Here is a 14,043-nt window from a genome sequence, read left to right as displayed (position 1 = left end):
GGAGACCTCTCAGGCGCGGCGCCAGCGCCATGCCTGCCGGATGGCCTGCCAGGCCACGGCGCGCGACGGATCGTGCGCATGCATCAGCGCGCCGTAGCGGCGCCAGATGACGAACAGCGAAGAACCGAGGAAGGTCAGCAGTACCGTCGTCAGCACGATGATCGCGCGCGCCGGTTTCGATTTCCGATCCGGCGGCTGCGCGACGTCCACCTGCTGCAGCGCCGGACCTTCCTTCGCCTCGTCCAGTTTGGCGATCTCGAACTGCCGGAGCATGCTCTCGAGCAAGGTCTCCTGGAACTTCACCTCGCGCCGGGCGCGGATGTAGTCGACCGCCGCACCCGGCAGCTTGCCGACCGGGATGTCGATGCTGCCGCTCGGTGGGCCTGTCGGCGCCGACTCCATGCGCGCGAGTTCGGCCCGCAGGCCGGCCAGTTCGGAGTTCAGGCGCTGCACCTCCGGGTTCTCGGAGGTCGCGCCGGTTCGCATCACGCGCAAGCGCACTTCGCGTTCGGCGATCTGCGCCTTCAGCTGGGCGACGCCGGCGATGATGGCCTCGGCCTGCTTGTCCAGCACGACCATCCCCGACTTCTCCTGCACCGAGCGCAACGATTGCTCGGCCTGGACGAGGTTCTCCTTCGTGTCCTTCAGCTGCTGCTCGAAGAACACCCGCCGCTGCTGCGCTTCGGACACCGCGAGGCGGCCGAGCAGCTTGGTCACTTCGGCTGCATGCGCGTTGGCCAGGTCGGCAGCGAACTGCGCCTCCTTGTCGTCGACTTCCACCGTCAGCACGCCGGACTTCTTGTCCGAACTGATCCGGATGTTGGCGGCCATCGCCTTGCGCAGGCCGTCGTAGGTCTTGGCTTCGTAGCGCTGCATCAGGTTGAAGCGGCTCGCCAGCGCGCGCTGGACGCTGTCGCTCTTGAGCAGGCTCACGTAGAGCTCGTCGGGGGTCTTCGCGGCGAGGCCTCCGGCCAGGCCGCCCAGCGAGCCGAGGGCTGCCAGGGCGGCGGCCGAGCCGCTCTGCTGCTGCGAGCCCGGTGCCAGCAACGTGGTCCGGGCGGTGTAGATGTTGGTCATCAGCAGCGACGCGACGATGGCGCCCACGGCAGCGGCCGCGGTCGCGCCGGCGACCCAGCGCTTGCCGTCGCCGAGCCACACCAGCAGGTCCATCAGGCCGATCGAAGGCCCGTCGTCCTCCGGCTCGTCGAGGGTGGGGGAAAGAACCTCGGGGTTGTCGATGGCGCTCATCGCTCAGTCTCCCCGCAGCGTCTTGATGGCCGCCGCACCGAGGCCGAACTGGTAGAAGATCTGCGAGAAGTCCTTCAGGTTGCGCATCGCGGCCCGGCCCCAGCTTTCGTAGTCGAGCTGGTTCGGCACCACCACCGCATCGCCCGGCTGCAGCGCCTGCGACTCCAGGCTGCCGAACCAGCCGCGGCGTTCGTTCGCATGGCTGACGGTGCCGTCGGCACGCAGCACGAACATGTTGGACGGCTCGGCAGCCTCGTCCAGGCCGGCCAGCTTCACGTAGTCGCCCACCGTGCGGTTGGGCTTCCACAGGAAAGCGTTGTTGTTGACGACGGCGCCGGCCACCGTGACGAAGCCGGGTCGGCTGGGCACCACGATGCGATCGGCGTTCTCGAGCGGCACGTCCGGCAACTGGCTCACCGAGTTCGTGTCGGGCGTGAGTTCGAGCGCGACGCGGCCATTCGGCTGCACGCGGCTGAGGCGGGCCATCTGCGCCTGCGTCGCCGCCGAGCTGATCGCCGTTGCGCCGGCCTGCTCGTCGCGCCGGTTGGCCGCCTCGCGCGCGGCCTGCTGCGCCGACAGCACTTCCAGGCGCGCGATGGCGGCCTGCAGGTTCTCGCGCTGGCGCTTGCGGGTCTCCTCGCGGCTGAATTCCAGGCCGTACACGTAGGCCTGCGGCGTGAAGCCGCCGGCCCGCGTGATCAGCTGGCCCAGGGTTTCGCCGGGCAGCAGCTGGTACACGCCGGGTGCGCCGACCTCGCCCTCCACCGAGACCAGCCGGGTCTGCTTGGCCACCGGCACGCGGATGTCCTTCTGGCTGTAGACGGTGACGACATCGCCGGCCTTCAGCTCGACGTTGTTGTCCGTGTCGCCCTGCAGCACGGCCTTGCCGAGGTTGAACGGAATCACCTGCGTGCTCAGGTCCTTGTCGCTGAGCCGTTCGATGACGGCGTAGTCCCAGTTCAGCTCGTCGAACAGCGTGGCCGGCGTGCGCTTCGATTCGGCGGCCGCGAGGCGGTCCATGCGGCGGCGCGCGCGATCGCCTTCGGTGAGCGGGAAGCGATTCGGATCGCGCGCGGCATTGGGATCGTTGGCGGCCGTGACGACCGGCAGCGTGTCCGTGCCGGTGCCCGTGCCACCGTTCGTGTCGGCGGCATTGCCCGTCGCACCGGGGCGAGGGATGCCGACGGCATTGACCGCGCTGCGGGCCGATCGCTGCTGGGCCTCTTCGAGCAGCAGGTCATCGTCATCGGGGAGGACCTGCACCAGCAGGTTCTTGCGCCGGTAGAAATCCGGCGAGATCAGCGCTTCCTTGTCCGGGATCAGGTCGCGGATGCGCATGCCCGGCGTGAACGCATAGCGCAGCGGCTGCGCCACGTGGCCCTTCAGCGTGACCGCGTTCGCGAACTTCGGCGAGATCGTCAGCAGCGTCACGATGTCGCCGTCGCGCAGCGGCCGCTGCAAGCCGGTGGTGTCGAGCTTGAAGTCCTCGACGTAGCGCGCGGCCGATCCCTGCGCCGCGTCGATGCGCTCGAGCTGCACGCGGTTCGGGTTGGTCAGCACCGGTGAGCCGCCTGCATAGCGCAGCAGCTCGCTGACAGGCTCCTGCGTGCCCTTCAGTTCGTAGATGGCGGCGTTGTCGAGGGCACCGCTCAGCGCGACGCGCGGCCCGACCGGCAGGAACACCAGCACGTCGCCGGCCAGCAGTTGCAGGTCCTTGGACTTGTCGCCCTGCACCAGGAAATCGTAGATGTCGAGTTCGGACACCAGCTGGTTGTCGCGGCGCAGCTGCACGCGGCGCATCGAACCGTTCGGGCCCGGGCCGCCGGCGGCCACCACTGCCGACAGCATCGTGGCCTGGCTCGGCACCGTGTAGACGCCCGGCAGGCGGGCCGGACCGACGACGAACACCTTCAGGCCGCGCAGCTTGCCCAGCGACACGCTGAGGTTGAAGTTGCGGTAGAGCCGGCCGATCTGCGCACGCAGCTGGCCCTCGAGCTCCGAGGCCTTGATGCCCGAGACCGTGAAGCTGCCGACCTTCGGCAGGTTCAGCTGGCCGTTGCGGTCGACGGTGCTGCGGTAGTCGACGTCGATCGAGCCCCAGGCCCGCACCAGCACCTCGTCGCCGGGACCGACGGTGTAGTCCGCCGCGACCGGGACGTTGTCGACCGGTTGCGACGCGCGCGAGGCCTCGGCGAAGAAGTTGCTGCCGAAGGGCTGCAGCTGGCGACCGGTGGCGGCCTCGACGAACTTCTGGAACTCGCTCGGCTTCGGCGGCGGCAGGTTGCGCAGCCGGGCCGCGGCATCGTCTTCGTCGCGCGCTGCGCGCTGTCCTGGCTGCCCGGCCGCCGGGACATTGCGCAGCGCATTGCCGGTCGCGGGGGCGCTGGCGGCGGCTGCATAGGCCGGGGTGGTGAACGAGCCGCCGGGCGGCAGTTCGTCGGCGGCCACGGCCAGCCCGGCATGCAGCGGAAGCAGGAGGACGAGGACGCGCGCGGCGCGGGAACGAGGCGCAGTCATTCGGGGCACAGTCATTCGAAGCAGGCTCGTGAAGGCAACCCCGAATGGTAGCGGATGGCCTCCCGCGCCCGCCGGCCGCACGGCCGCGCACTCACTCCTTGCGGTACGTGTCGTGGCAGCCCTTGCAGGCCTGGCCGACGGTGCCGGCCGCCGCCTTCAGCGTGTCGACGTTGCCGGACTTGGCCGCGACGTTCAGCTTCTCCATCGCGTCCTGCATCTTCGTCGCGGCGGCCTTGAACTTGTCCTGCTCGGTCCAGATCTCCGGCTTGGCCCGGGTCTCGCCCTTGTCGGTGCCGTCGATGAAGCCGGCGAACGGCAGCTTGGACACCATCGTCGCGATCTCGGCGTTCTCGGCCGCCGCCTTGGCGTCGAACGGGATGCGCCCGTTGGCCATCGCGGCCACGCGGCCGAAGTGCGCCGCCATCACGGTGAAGGCGCCCTTGCGGTACTTGACGGCGTCTTCGGGCTTGGCGAACTGGGCGGCCGCGGGAAACGCGGCGGCGAGGCCGGCCACGGTGGCGAGGACGAGGATCGATCGATTCATGCGGGATCTCCTGGCTGGGGCTGGGGTGGGGGGCAGGGCAGTGTACGCAGCAGCACGGCATTCCATTCCCGGCGCGCTCGACGCGCACCTTGACGCGTCAGGCAGGCGCGCCGAACATCCCCGCCATACCAACACCAGGGAGCACACGATGACCGAGCGCATCCGCATGCGTTATTCGGTGGCGTTGCAGGGATTCAGCGATTTCGAGCGCGAGGGCGTGCAGTCGTTCCTGCGCCTTGCCGAGCAGCGCGCACCGGCCTACGAGCGCGCAGCCGACCTGGCCGAAGCCGATTTCGTGATCGCCGACGCCGACCAGCCGGCCGCGGTCGCCGCGGTGAGCGCGGCCGGGCGGCTGGCCGACACGGTCTTCGTCGGTGCCCGGGCGCCCACCGGCGCGGCAGCGCACCTGCCGCGCCCGATCGAGCCGACCCGCATCGTGCGCGAACTCGACCTGCTGCTCGAACACCGCCTCGCGTTGCTCGACGAACCGCCGCAGGCCGACTGGGTCGCCTCCGACGTCGCCGCATTCGATGAAGCCGCGGTCGCCGGCGGACGCGTCGCGAAGGACGTGCTGGTCGTCGACGACAGCCGCATCGCGCTCAAGTTCCTGCAGGTGCGGCTGATGCGCCTGGGCTACCGGGTGCACCTGGCGCGCAACAGCACGCAGGCCCTCGACCGCATGACGACGCACAGCTTCGCGCTGGCCTTCATCGACATCGCGCTCGGCGCGGACAGCCCGATGGACGGCCTGCAGCTGTGCCAGTTCATGAAGCAGACCGCCCGCCAGTCGGCCGGCGGGCCGCGCATCGTGCTGATCACCGGGCAGGCCGCGGCGTCCGAACGGGTGCGCACCTCGCTGGCCGGCAGCGACGCCTACCTGGCCAAGCCGCTGATGGACCCCGAGTTCCTGCAGACGCTGCGCGAGCTCGATCCCGATTTCGTCACCCCCGCCGCAGGGTGATCGACCCGCTCCATTTGAGAATCATTCGCATCTGGAGTAGCATCGATCCATTGCCACTGTCGAGGAAGCGTCGCATGGACCTGCTCGTCGAAGAACACCACATGCCCGGCGTCGAGGCGATGCTGGCGGGAACGCTCGCGCTGATGACCGGCTACAGCCAGTACCTGCAGGCGGCCAGCGACCCGGCGCACCGGGCGGGGATGGGCGAGAAGATCGCGCACAACCTCGCGCTGCTGGCCGGGCACCCGCAGTTGTCGGGCGATTGCCGCTGCGTGCTGTGGCACCTGCATGAACGCTGGGCCGTGATGGCCGGTTGCACGCGAGATGCCGGCGCGGCCTGCCACGCGCCGCAATCGTCGGCAGGCGTGGCGGCCGAGGTGTTCAGCATGCCGGGAACGCGCACGCTGCAGTGATCAGCGTTCGAAGGCCGACAGCAGCGCGGCCGCCAGGATCAGCGCGCCGCCCATCAGCACGGTCGGCGTCAGCGTGCCGGCGCCGAGCGCGACGGCCGACAGCGTCGCGAACACCACCTCGCACAGCATCACGACCGACGTGACGTTGGCCGGCAGCCGCGACGCGCCGTACTGCAGCGCGAGGTTGCTCATCAGGAACGCGAGGCTCAGCGCGCCGACCGCCAGCAGCCAGCCGGTGTGCGGCACCGGCAGCCACGGCATCAGCGCCTGCGACGCGAGCGTGGTCGCCAGCGTGCCGGCCACCAGCACGCCGCCGATGAACATCGCGAGCGCGCGCGCTTCTTCCGGCCGATGCGCCTGGTGGCGCAGCATCACGTTGTTGAGCGCGAACGAGAAGCCGCCGAGCAGGGCCAGCCAGTCCGGCAGCGATTGCGGCAACGGCAACGCGACGCCCGCACCGGCCGGCGTCAGCACGATGAAGGCACCGGCCAGGGCCAGCGCAATGCGCAGCGCCGCGGTCGGCGTGAAGGCTTCCTTCAGCACCAGCCGCGACAGCAGCACCGTCCACAGCGGCATCAGGTAGAACAGCAGCACGACGCGCACCACGTCGCCGATCACCATCGCCCAGTTGAAGGCCGCATTGGTGGTGCCCGATGCCAGCATCAGCAGCCACAGGCTCGGCGTGTTCAGCAGCGTGCCGAGGGCGCGGCGGCGCGTGACCAGGATCAGCAGCACCGCGACCGCGTAGACCAGCACGGTGGCCCACAGCGGGTGCAGGCCGAGCGCCTGCAGCTCGCGGAACGGCCACCACGAGACGCCCCACACCAGCGCGTTGAAGCTGAGGGCGAGCGCGGGGAGAAGTCCGGGGGAGGTTCGCGCGTCGCGGCCGGCGGCTGCGGGCACCACGTCAGTGCTTGTCGCTGCGGGCGAGGGCGAGCAGGTGATCGACCTCGTCGCGGTAGACGACCAGGTTGCGCGCATGCCAGCGGCGGATCAGCCACATCGTGCCGGCGACGACCAGGCCGAACACCGTGATCGACGCGAAGGCCGACATGCCGAACTTCGTCATGCCGGTGTAGAACGCGCCGAGCCCGAGGATGCAGGCCTGCTCGTTGAAATTCTGCACCGCGATCGAGCGGCCGGCGCCCATCAGGTTGTGCCCGCGGTGCTGCAGCAGCGCGTTCATCGGCACCACCAGGTAGCCGCCGATCGCGCCGAGGATCACGAGGAAGGGGGCGGCCATCCAGACGTTGTGGATGAAATTCAGGCCGATCACCAGCACGCCCATCATGATGCCGAGCGGGATCACGTTGGTCGCCTGGTCGAGCCGCACCCGCACCGATGCCGCGATCGCGCCGACCGCGGTGCCGAGCGCCACCACGCCGGCCAGCGTCGAGGCCTGCGTGGTCGTGTAGCCGAGCGCCGCGGCGGCCCAGGCGAACACGATCACGCGCAGGTTGCCCGAGACGCCCCAGAACAGCGTGGTCGTCGACAGCGAGATCTGGCCGAGCTTGTCGCTCCACAGGCGGGCATTGCAGCTGGAGAAGTCGCGCACCAGCTCGACCACGCTGTGCGACAGCGGCTGCAGCGGCGCCTCGGTGCGCGGGATGCGCAGGTTGAACAGCGCGGCGATGACATACAGGAAAACGATGATCGAAATCGCCGCTTCGGGAGGGGTGTTGACGCCGGTGTCGACCAGCGGCAGGTCGAAGGCGAGCAGGTGCGCCGAGATCGCATGGCCGACGAGCTGGCCGCCGAGCAGCAGGCCCAGGATGATCGACAGGATGGTCAGCCCCTCGATCCAGCCGTTGGCCTTGACCAGCTGCGAGTTCGGCAGCAGCTCGGTCAGGATGCCGTACTTGGCTGGCGAGTAGGCGGCCGCACCCAGGCCGACGATCGCGTAGGAGACCAGCGGATGGCTGCCGAACAGCATCATCAGGCAGCCGATCACCTTGATCGCGTTCGACGCGAACATCACCCGCCCCTTGGGCACGGCGTCGGCGAACGCGCCGAGGAAGGGCGCGAGGATCACGTAGAAGAGCGCGAAGATCGGACTCAGCGCCGGCACCTGCCAGGTCGGCGCGTGAGAGGTCTTCAACAGTTCGATGGCGCTCACCAGCAACGCGTTGTCAGCCAGCGAGCTGAAGAACTGCGCCGACATGATGGTGTAGAAACCTTTTTTCATTCGCTGAGAGCGTGCTGCCTGTCGCATGCCGGGTGGGCCCGGTCATCAATCGATGCAGCGCTCGACGCGGCCGCTGCTGGTTCCCCGCGGCGGCGGTTATAGCACGGGGCATGGTGCCCCGGTCGCGTCGACCGGCTCAGTACCCCAGCGACATCGTGACGGCCCCGGCGACGAAGCAGCTGGTCGCGATGGCCGTCGCGGCCAGCGGAATCCGGAACCAGTAGCGCAGCGCGAGCACGACGTAGGCGGCGCTCGCGATGCCGGCCAGCCACACGAAGGTGGGCGAGCGGTGCAGCACGTCCATGTGCATCGCGGCGAGCATCAGGTAGACCAGCGAGAACAGGATGGCGCCCAGGCTGTGGCTCGCGTTGAAGCCGATCCAGGCCTTCCACATCGTCGTGTCGCGGGTCAGGCGCGGCGAGCTCGAGCGCATCGCGCGCGCGACATTGGCATCGCGCGGATCGAAGTTCGTGCCGAAGAACGTATAGGCCAGGTGCAGCAGCCCGAGCAGGCCGTAGATCGCTGCGCCGGCCAGGATCAGGATTTGGGACATGCGGGATTGTGTGGGTCGAAAGCGCAAGCATCGTTACGAGGCGCAACCCCGAGCGCTGCAGGGTGAGGCAATGCTCCAGCGCTAGACTCCGGTCCTGCCATCAGGAGCCGACCATGTCCGATCCCGTCTCCCACATCCTCAGCCTCGGCCGGGCATTGCCGCCGGAGGACCGTGAACGGCTCGTCGAGCAACTGATGGAATCGCTCAACGAGCCCGCTGCCGCCGAGCTCGACACGGCGTGGGAAAACGAGATCCAACGCAGGTTGGCCGAGTTCGAGCGGGGTGAAGTCCTGCCGATTGATGCAGAAGATGTTTTCGCCAAGGCTCGCCGAATAGCGCGGTGATCAAGGTCTTCTTCCTTCCAGCAGCAGAGATTGAACTGCTCAAGGAAGTCACGTACTACTCCAAGGCCGCCACGGGAGCCGGCCTGCGCTTCCAGGCCGCGGTCGAAGCGGCAGTTTCTCGCGTCAGGACACATCCGTTGGGTGGTGCGCCGAGCTTCAAGGAGACCCGCAGCGTCCTGGTCAAAGGGTTTCCGTTCAGCATCGTCTACCGGGCTTGGCAAGACAGGCTGCTCATCGTGGCCATCGCCCCCCATAGGAAGCGCCCGCACTACTGGGCTTCGCGTGTCGACTGAGCGCAACCCGCTCACCCCGCCTTGCGCCGATCCATCTGCGCGCCTTCGTAGAACGCCTTCTTCGATGCATACATCGCGTGGTCGGCCTCGTTGACCGCGGCCTCGATGCGCCCGCCGGCCTCGCAGGTGGCGATGCCGAGCGCGAAGCTCAGCGTCGTCGTGCCGTGGAACTGGTTGTTCAGCTCCGTCAGCGAGGCCAGCCGGTCCAGCAGCAGCTGCGCGGCGCGTGCATCCATCCCCGGCAGCAGCAGCGCGAACTCGTCGCCGCCGATGCGCGCGGCGCACATCGGCTTGTCGATCGCCTTCGTCAGCACCTCGCCGGCGCGCCGCAGCAGCGCGTCGCCGGCCGCATGGCCCTGCGTGTCGTTGATGGTCTTCAGCCCGTTCAGGTCGGCCACCACCACCGTCACCGGCCACGGGCCCTTGCGCTCCAGCCGGTTGATCTCGTCGACGAAGAAGGCCCGGTTGCGCAGCTTGGTCAGCGGGTCGTGCTTGCCGAGGAACTCGAGGTAGGCCTCGGCCTGCTTGCGCGCGGTGATGTCGGTCAGCGAGATCAGCACCAGGTCCCAGTCGGCCTCGTGGCCGGGCAGCACCGAGAACTGCAGGTACACGTGCAGCTTGTCGCCGGCCAGGTTGTAGTTGACGACCTCGCGCTGGTGCGTGGTCTTGCCGTTCCACAGATCGTGCAGCTGGTCGGCGAAATGCGAGGCCATGTCGTCGCGGAACACGTCGTCCAGCCGCCGCAGCAGCGTGTCGCGGTCGGGCGCGCCGAACATGCGCAGCGTCTGCTGGTTCACGTCGATCACGCGGATCTCCTGCAGGCAGCGGCTCACGAACTCCGGGTGCACGTCGGTGAACACCCGGAAGTCGCTGATGCCCTGCGCGCGCGCCTCGTCGAGCAGCCGCTTCACGCTGCTGAAATCCTCCACCCACAGCGACACCGGCGAATGCTCGAACAGCCCGCGCGCATACAGCTCGCTCAGCCGCAGCGCCTCGGCCGCTGCGCTGCGCTCGGTCACGTCCTCGATCGCGAGCAGCACGCGGTCCCAGCCGGCCTCGTGGCCCGGCAGCACGGTGGCGTTCAGCACGATGTCGAGTCGCCGGCCGTCCAGCGCGTAGTTGACCGTCTGGCTCGTGAAGCGGGTGCGGCCCTCCCACAGCGCGGCCAGCTCCTCGACGAGCTGCTCGAACATGTCGTCGCGGAACACGCGCGACAGGTTCTCGACCAGGTGCGCCAGGTCGCGCGCGCCGTACAGCTCCAGCGTGCGCCGGTTCACCTGCAGCACGTGCAGGCAGGCCGAGCATTCGGCGACGCGGCGCGGGTCGGCCCGCAGGTGCGCGCGCAGGTCGGTCACGCCGGCGGCGCGCCAGCGCGAGAACAGGGCCTGCAGCGCGCTGTAGTCCTCCAGCCACAGCGACACCGGTGCAAGCTCGAACAGGCTGGCCAGTTCGGCGGGGGGCAGGGCTTCAGTGACGTTCATCGCTTGACGTTCATCGCTCAGTGCGCATTCATCCACGCTTCGATGGCATCGGGCTCCACCGGCGCCGCGCGGCTGATCAGCTCGCATCCGCCGGGGGTCACGACCGCATCGTCCTCGATGCGGATGCCGATGTTCCAGTAGACCTCGGGCACGTCGGGCGCCGGCTGCACGTACAGGCCGGGCTCGAGCGTGACGACCATGCCGCATTCGAGCTTGCGCGATGGCGCGCGCACGACCCGCCCGCCGCGAAAATCCGGCTGGTCGACGGCCGGCTCCTGCAGCGACAGGTACTCGCCGACATCGTGCACGTCGCGCCCCAGCCAGTGGCCGGTGTCGTGCATGTAGAAGCGCCGGTAGGCGCCGCTCGCCATCACCGCGTCGACATCGCCGTGCCGGTCGTGTGACAGCAGCCCGTGGTCGAGCAGGCCCTGCGACAGCACGCGCACCGCGGCCTCATGGGCGTCGCGCTGGCGGCGGCCGGGCCGCGTCGCGGCCACCGCCACCTGCTGCGCCGCCAGCACCACGTCGTACAGCGCGCGCTGCGGCGCGGTGAAGCGGCCATCGGCGGGAAAGGTGCGGCTGATGTCGCTCGCATACCCGTCGAGCTCGCAGCCGGCGTCGACCAGGCACAGCTGGCCGGCGCGCAGCTCGCCGGGGCCGGCCGCGTGGTGCAGCACGCAGGCATTGCCGCCGGCCGCGACGATGCTGCCGTAGGCCGGCCCGCTCGCGCCATGGCGGCGGAACTCATGCAGCAGCTCGGCCTCGATCTCGTACTCGCGCACGGCAGCCGCCGGGTCGGCGCGGAAGCGCTGCCCGCACCAGTGCATCGCGCGCGCATGGGCGCCGGCGGAGATCGCCGCGGCACGGCGCATCGTCTCGATCTCGTCGCTGTCCTTGATCAGCCGCATCTCATCGACCAGCGGGCCGAGGTCGCGATGCACCGGCCCCTCGGCGCCGAGGCCGGCGCGGGTGCGTGCGCGCGCCAGCCAGCCGGGCAGGCGCTGGTCGATCGCGCTCGGCACGGTGAACAGCGTCCAGACATTGCGCACGCGGCCCATCAGCTCGGGCAGCAGCTCGTCGAGCCGCTCGATCGGCCAGGCCAGGTCGACGCCGAGCGCCTGCGGTGCGGCCTCGGGCCCGAGCATCGGCCCTTCCCACACCGAGCGCTCGGCACTGGCGCCGTGGCAGAACAGCTCGCTGCGGCCGTCGGCGTGCAGCACCAGGCAGCTGTGCGGCTCGTCGAAGCCGCTCAGGTAGTGGAAGTGGCTGCCGTGGCGGAACGGGTGCTCGTTGTCGCCGTTGCGCAGCTGCATGGCCGCGGTCGGCACGATCGCGATGCCGCCGCCGGCCGCCGCGAGACGACGGGCCAGCTCGGCGCGGCGCTGGCGGAAGGGGTGGGTGCGCATCGGGAGGAGGGCGCTGCGCCGCTGCGTCAGAACTCGCTGTCCGCGCGGGCTTTCGGCGGGTCGCCGGCGGYGGCCGCCGCCTCGGCGCGCTGCTTGCGCAGGCGGCGCAGCTCGCGCAGCATTTCCTTGTCGCCGGCCGTCGGGATGCGGCCGCCGTCGGGGTCGGGCGGTGGGCGGGAGGCCGCCGGTGCGGCCGCTGCGGCCAGCGGGCCCGGCCGGGTCGTCGCGCCGCCCGCCTGGCTGCCTTGGCGCTTGTCGTTCTGCTTGTCCTGCAGCGCCTGCAGGCGCCAGCGCACCTGGTTGGCGGCGTTTTCCACCGCGTCGAGCTGCGTCTCGGCGTCGGTCTTGGGCAGCGCCACCGCTCGTTTGTCGGTCATGCGCATCAGCAGGCGGCAGACCCGGTTGCCGCGGTTCAGGTGGCGCAGCGTCGGAAGCAGGCCGTCTTCCTCGACGACGCTCACGTCGCGGATGTTCTCGATCGCCACCTGGTGCACCTTGCCGGCGAAACCGCGCTGGAACCAGACGTAGCTCGCGCTGACGCTGACGCGCTCCCAGCGCGCCATGTCGAACACGACCGCGCCGAGCACGCCGAAGACGCCCAGCGTGATCAGCCAGCCGAACGAGAGCCCCACGCCCAGCCAGATCACGAGGCCCGCGACGATGGGCACGGCCACCACCTCGAGCATCGCGCGGTCGGAGGTGCCGTAGACGTTGCGCTCGTAGCCGGCGAGTTCGAGCTCGCCGCTCGCCAGCGGCTGGAACGAGGCGGCCAGCGCTTTCGCGCCGCGGCCGATGAAGATGTGGCCGGCGACCGCGAACGCGACGAGGAAGGGCAGCATCAGCCAGGTGCTGAACGAGGCGAAGCCGCTGGTGCTGCGGGTGGCGGCCTGGGCCGCGGACGGGCCGCCGAGCGCGCACAGCGCCAGCGGCAGCAGGAGGGAGCAGTGTCTGAGCATCTTGGTCACGGTCGCGACGGTAACGCGAAGCGCTCCGCCCGCAAAGAGGACCCACGAGAGTACCCGCACTCGGCCGTGGGGGCTCGCGGACGGTAGGCGAATCGACCGCGGGGCTGTGGCTAAGATGCCGCACTTCTTAACGAGGTGTAGCGATGAAATACCGTCGATTGGGCCGCAGCGGCCTGCAAGTCAGCGAGCTGTCGCTGGGCTCGTGGGTCACATACCACAACCAGGTGGACACCGGTTCGGCCAAGGAAATGCTCGCCGCGGCCTTCGATGCCGGCGTCAATTTCTTCGACAACGCCGAGGCTTACGCCGCCGGCCAGAGCGAGGTGGTGATGGGCGAGGCGTTCCGGCAGCTGAAGTGGCCGCGCCTGAACTTCGTCGTGTCGACCAAGTTCTTCTGGGGCCTGGACCGCGAGGGCAACACCGTCAACCGGCGCGACACGCTGAACCGCAAGTACCTGACGCAGGCGATCGACGGCTCGCTCAAGCGCATGCAGCTGGAGCACATCGACCTGGTGTACTGCCACCGCCCCGACCCGCACACGCCGATCGAGGAGACGGTCTGGGCGATGAGCGACATGATCACCCGCGGCAAGGCCTTGTACTGGGGCACCAGCGAGTGGAGCGCCGCCGAGATCCGCGCGGCTTACGACATCGCCGAGCGCCACCACCTGCACAAGCCGGTGATGGAGCAGCCGCAGTACCACCTGTTCCACCGCCAGCGCGTCGAGCAGGAGTACGCGCGGTTGTATGACGACATCGGCCTCGGCCTGACGACCTGGAGCCCGCTGGCCAGCGGCCTGCTGACCGGCAAGTACCGCAGCGGCGTGCCGCAGGGCAGCCGCGGCGCGCTGGAGGGCATGGGCTTCCTGCTGAAGGGGCTGACCGATGCGGACAAGAACGCGGCGGTGGCGAAGCTGGAGCCGATCGCCCGCGACCTGGGCGGCAACGTCGCGCAGCTGGCTGTCGCCTGGGTGAACCGCAATCCGCGCGTCAGCACGGTGATCCTCGGCGCGTCGAAGCTGTCGCAGCTGCAGGACAACCTGGGCGCGCTGGCGTTGACGCCTAAGCTGACGCCGGAGGTGCTGGCGAAGATCGACGAGATCACGCTGCCATTGGCAGGTTGAGGCAACCGT

Annotated in this window: 14 protein-coding genes; 5 read left to right on the top strand and 9 right to left on the bottom strand. The window is 69.6% G+C overall.

Going from position 1 to position 14,043, the window contains the following annotated elements; translation table 11 throughout:
* Positions 1-9: 9 nt before the first annotated feature.
* The 3 genes from AC1DXV_RS00140 to AC1DXV_RS00130 form a co-directional block, all read right to left on the bottom strand.
* Entirely contained in the window at positions 10-1,248 is a 1,239-nt protein-coding gene (locus tag AC1DXV_RS00140; protein ID WP_477866689.1) for a Wzz/FepE/Etk N-terminal domain-containing protein, read from the bottom strand.
* A gap of 3 nt (positions 1,249-1,251) precedes the next feature.
* Entirely contained in the window at positions 1,252-3,765 is a 2,514-nt protein-coding gene (locus AC1DXV_RS00135; protein WP_477866691.1) for a polysaccharide biosynthesis/export family protein, read from the bottom strand.
* 91 nt (positions 3,766-3,856) lie between these two features.
* The gene (locus AC1DXV_RS00130) at positions 3,857-4,309 is read right to left on the bottom strand and encodes a c-type cytochrome (protein WP_465111405.1); all 453 of its coding nucleotides are present in this window, start codon (positions 4,307-4,309) and stop codon (positions 3,857-3,859) included.
* Positions 4,310-4,457: 148 nt separating this feature from the next.
* Here AC1DXV_RS00130 and AC1DXV_RS00125 point away from each other — a divergent pair, with 148 nt between their 5' ends.
* Both AC1DXV_RS00125 and AC1DXV_RS00120 read left to right on the top strand, forming a co-directional pair.
* Positions 4,458-5,270 (top strand): response regulator, encoded by an 813-nt coding sequence (locus AC1DXV_RS00125; protein WP_477866693.1) that lies wholly within the window; start codon positions 4,458-4,460, stop codon positions 5,268-5,270.
* A 74-nt stretch (positions 5,271-5,344) separates the two neighbouring features.
* Positions 5,345-5,683 carry a hypothetical protein gene (locus tag AC1DXV_RS00120; protein WP_477932031.1) on the top strand — a complete coding sequence of 113 codons (339 nt, stop codon included), beginning with the start codon at positions 5,345-5,347 and terminating at the stop codon, positions 5,681-5,683.
* On the opposite strand, the gene AC1DXV_RS00115 is transcribed toward AC1DXV_RS00120, so the two are convergent.
* The 3 genes from AC1DXV_RS00115 to AC1DXV_RS00105 form a co-directional block, all read right to left on the bottom strand.
* Entirely contained in the window at positions 5,684-6,586 is a 903-nt protein-coding gene (locus AC1DXV_RS00115; protein ID WP_477932029.1) for a DMT family transporter, read from the bottom strand.
* Between the two features lie 4 nt (positions 6,587-6,590).
* Positions 6,591-7,868: a lysophospholipid transporter LplT gene (gene lplT / locus AC1DXV_RS00110; RefSeq protein WP_477932027.1), complete on the bottom strand. Its 1,278-nt coding sequence runs from the start codon at positions 7,866-7,868 to the stop codon at positions 6,591-6,593.
* A gap of 136 nt (positions 7,869-8,004) precedes the next feature.
* Complete coding sequence (locus AC1DXV_RS00105) at positions 8,005-8,421, bottom strand: LIC_13387 family protein (RefSeq protein WP_477871023.1); 417 nt, start codon at positions 8,419-8,421, stop codon at positions 8,005-8,007.
* A gap of 113 nt (positions 8,422-8,534) precedes the next feature.
* Here AC1DXV_RS00105 and AC1DXV_RS00100 point away from each other — a divergent pair, with 113 nt between their 5' ends.
* Together AC1DXV_RS00100 and AC1DXV_RS00095 are read left to right on the top strand one after the other, a co-directional pair.
* Positions 8,535-8,765 (top strand): addiction module protein, encoded by a 231-nt coding sequence (locus AC1DXV_RS00100; protein ID WP_477871025.1) that lies wholly within the window; start codon positions 8,535-8,537, stop codon positions 8,763-8,765.
* The gene (locus AC1DXV_RS00095) at positions 8,762-9,058 is read left to right on the top strand and encodes a type II toxin-antitoxin system RelE/ParE family toxin (RefSeq protein ID WP_477871027.1); all 297 of its coding nucleotides are present in this window, start codon (positions 8,762-8,764) and stop codon (positions 9,056-9,058) included. The genes AC1DXV_RS00100 and AC1DXV_RS00095 overlap by 4 nt, the downstream gene beginning before the upstream one ends.
* A gap of 11 nt (positions 9,059-9,069) precedes the next feature.
* On the opposite strand, the gene AC1DXV_RS00090 is transcribed toward AC1DXV_RS00095, so the two are convergent.
* Genes AC1DXV_RS00090 through AC1DXV_RS00080 form a run of 3 tightly spaced genes read right to left on the bottom strand, consistent with a single transcriptional unit; the run spans position 9,070 to position 12,910 of the window.
* Positions 9,070-10,539 carry a sensor domain-containing diguanylate cyclase gene (locus tag AC1DXV_RS00090; protein WP_477871029.1) on the bottom strand — a complete coding sequence of 490 codons (1,470 nt, stop codon included), beginning with the start codon at positions 10,537-10,539 and terminating at the stop codon, positions 9,070-9,072.
* Between the two features lie 17 nt (positions 10,540-10,556).
* Positions 10,557-11,945 carry an aminopeptidase P N-terminal domain-containing protein gene (locus tag AC1DXV_RS00085; protein WP_477932025.1) on the bottom strand — a complete coding sequence of 463 codons (1,389 nt, stop codon included), beginning with the start codon at positions 11,943-11,945 and terminating at the stop codon, positions 10,557-10,559.
* Positions 11,946-11,971: 26 nt separating this feature from the next.
* The gene (locus tag AC1DXV_RS00080; protein ID WP_477932023.1) at positions 11,972-12,910 is read right to left on the bottom strand and encodes a hypothetical protein; all 939 of its coding nucleotides are present in this window, start codon (positions 12,908-12,910) and stop codon (positions 11,972-11,974) included.
* Positions 12,911-13,053: 143 nt separating this feature from the next.
* On the opposite strand from AC1DXV_RS00080, the gene AC1DXV_RS00075 reads away from it, so the two are divergent.
* A complete protein-coding gene (locus AC1DXV_RS00075) occupies positions 13,054-14,034 on the top strand; it encodes a potassium channel beta subunit family protein (protein WP_477932021.1) in 981 nt (326 codons plus the stop codon).
* Positions 14,035-14,043 lie beyond the last annotated feature (9 nt).

Source organism: Rhizobacter sp. P3_C12, from assembly GCF_056402735.1.
This window is presented reverse-complemented; position numbering and strand designations above follow the sequence as displayed.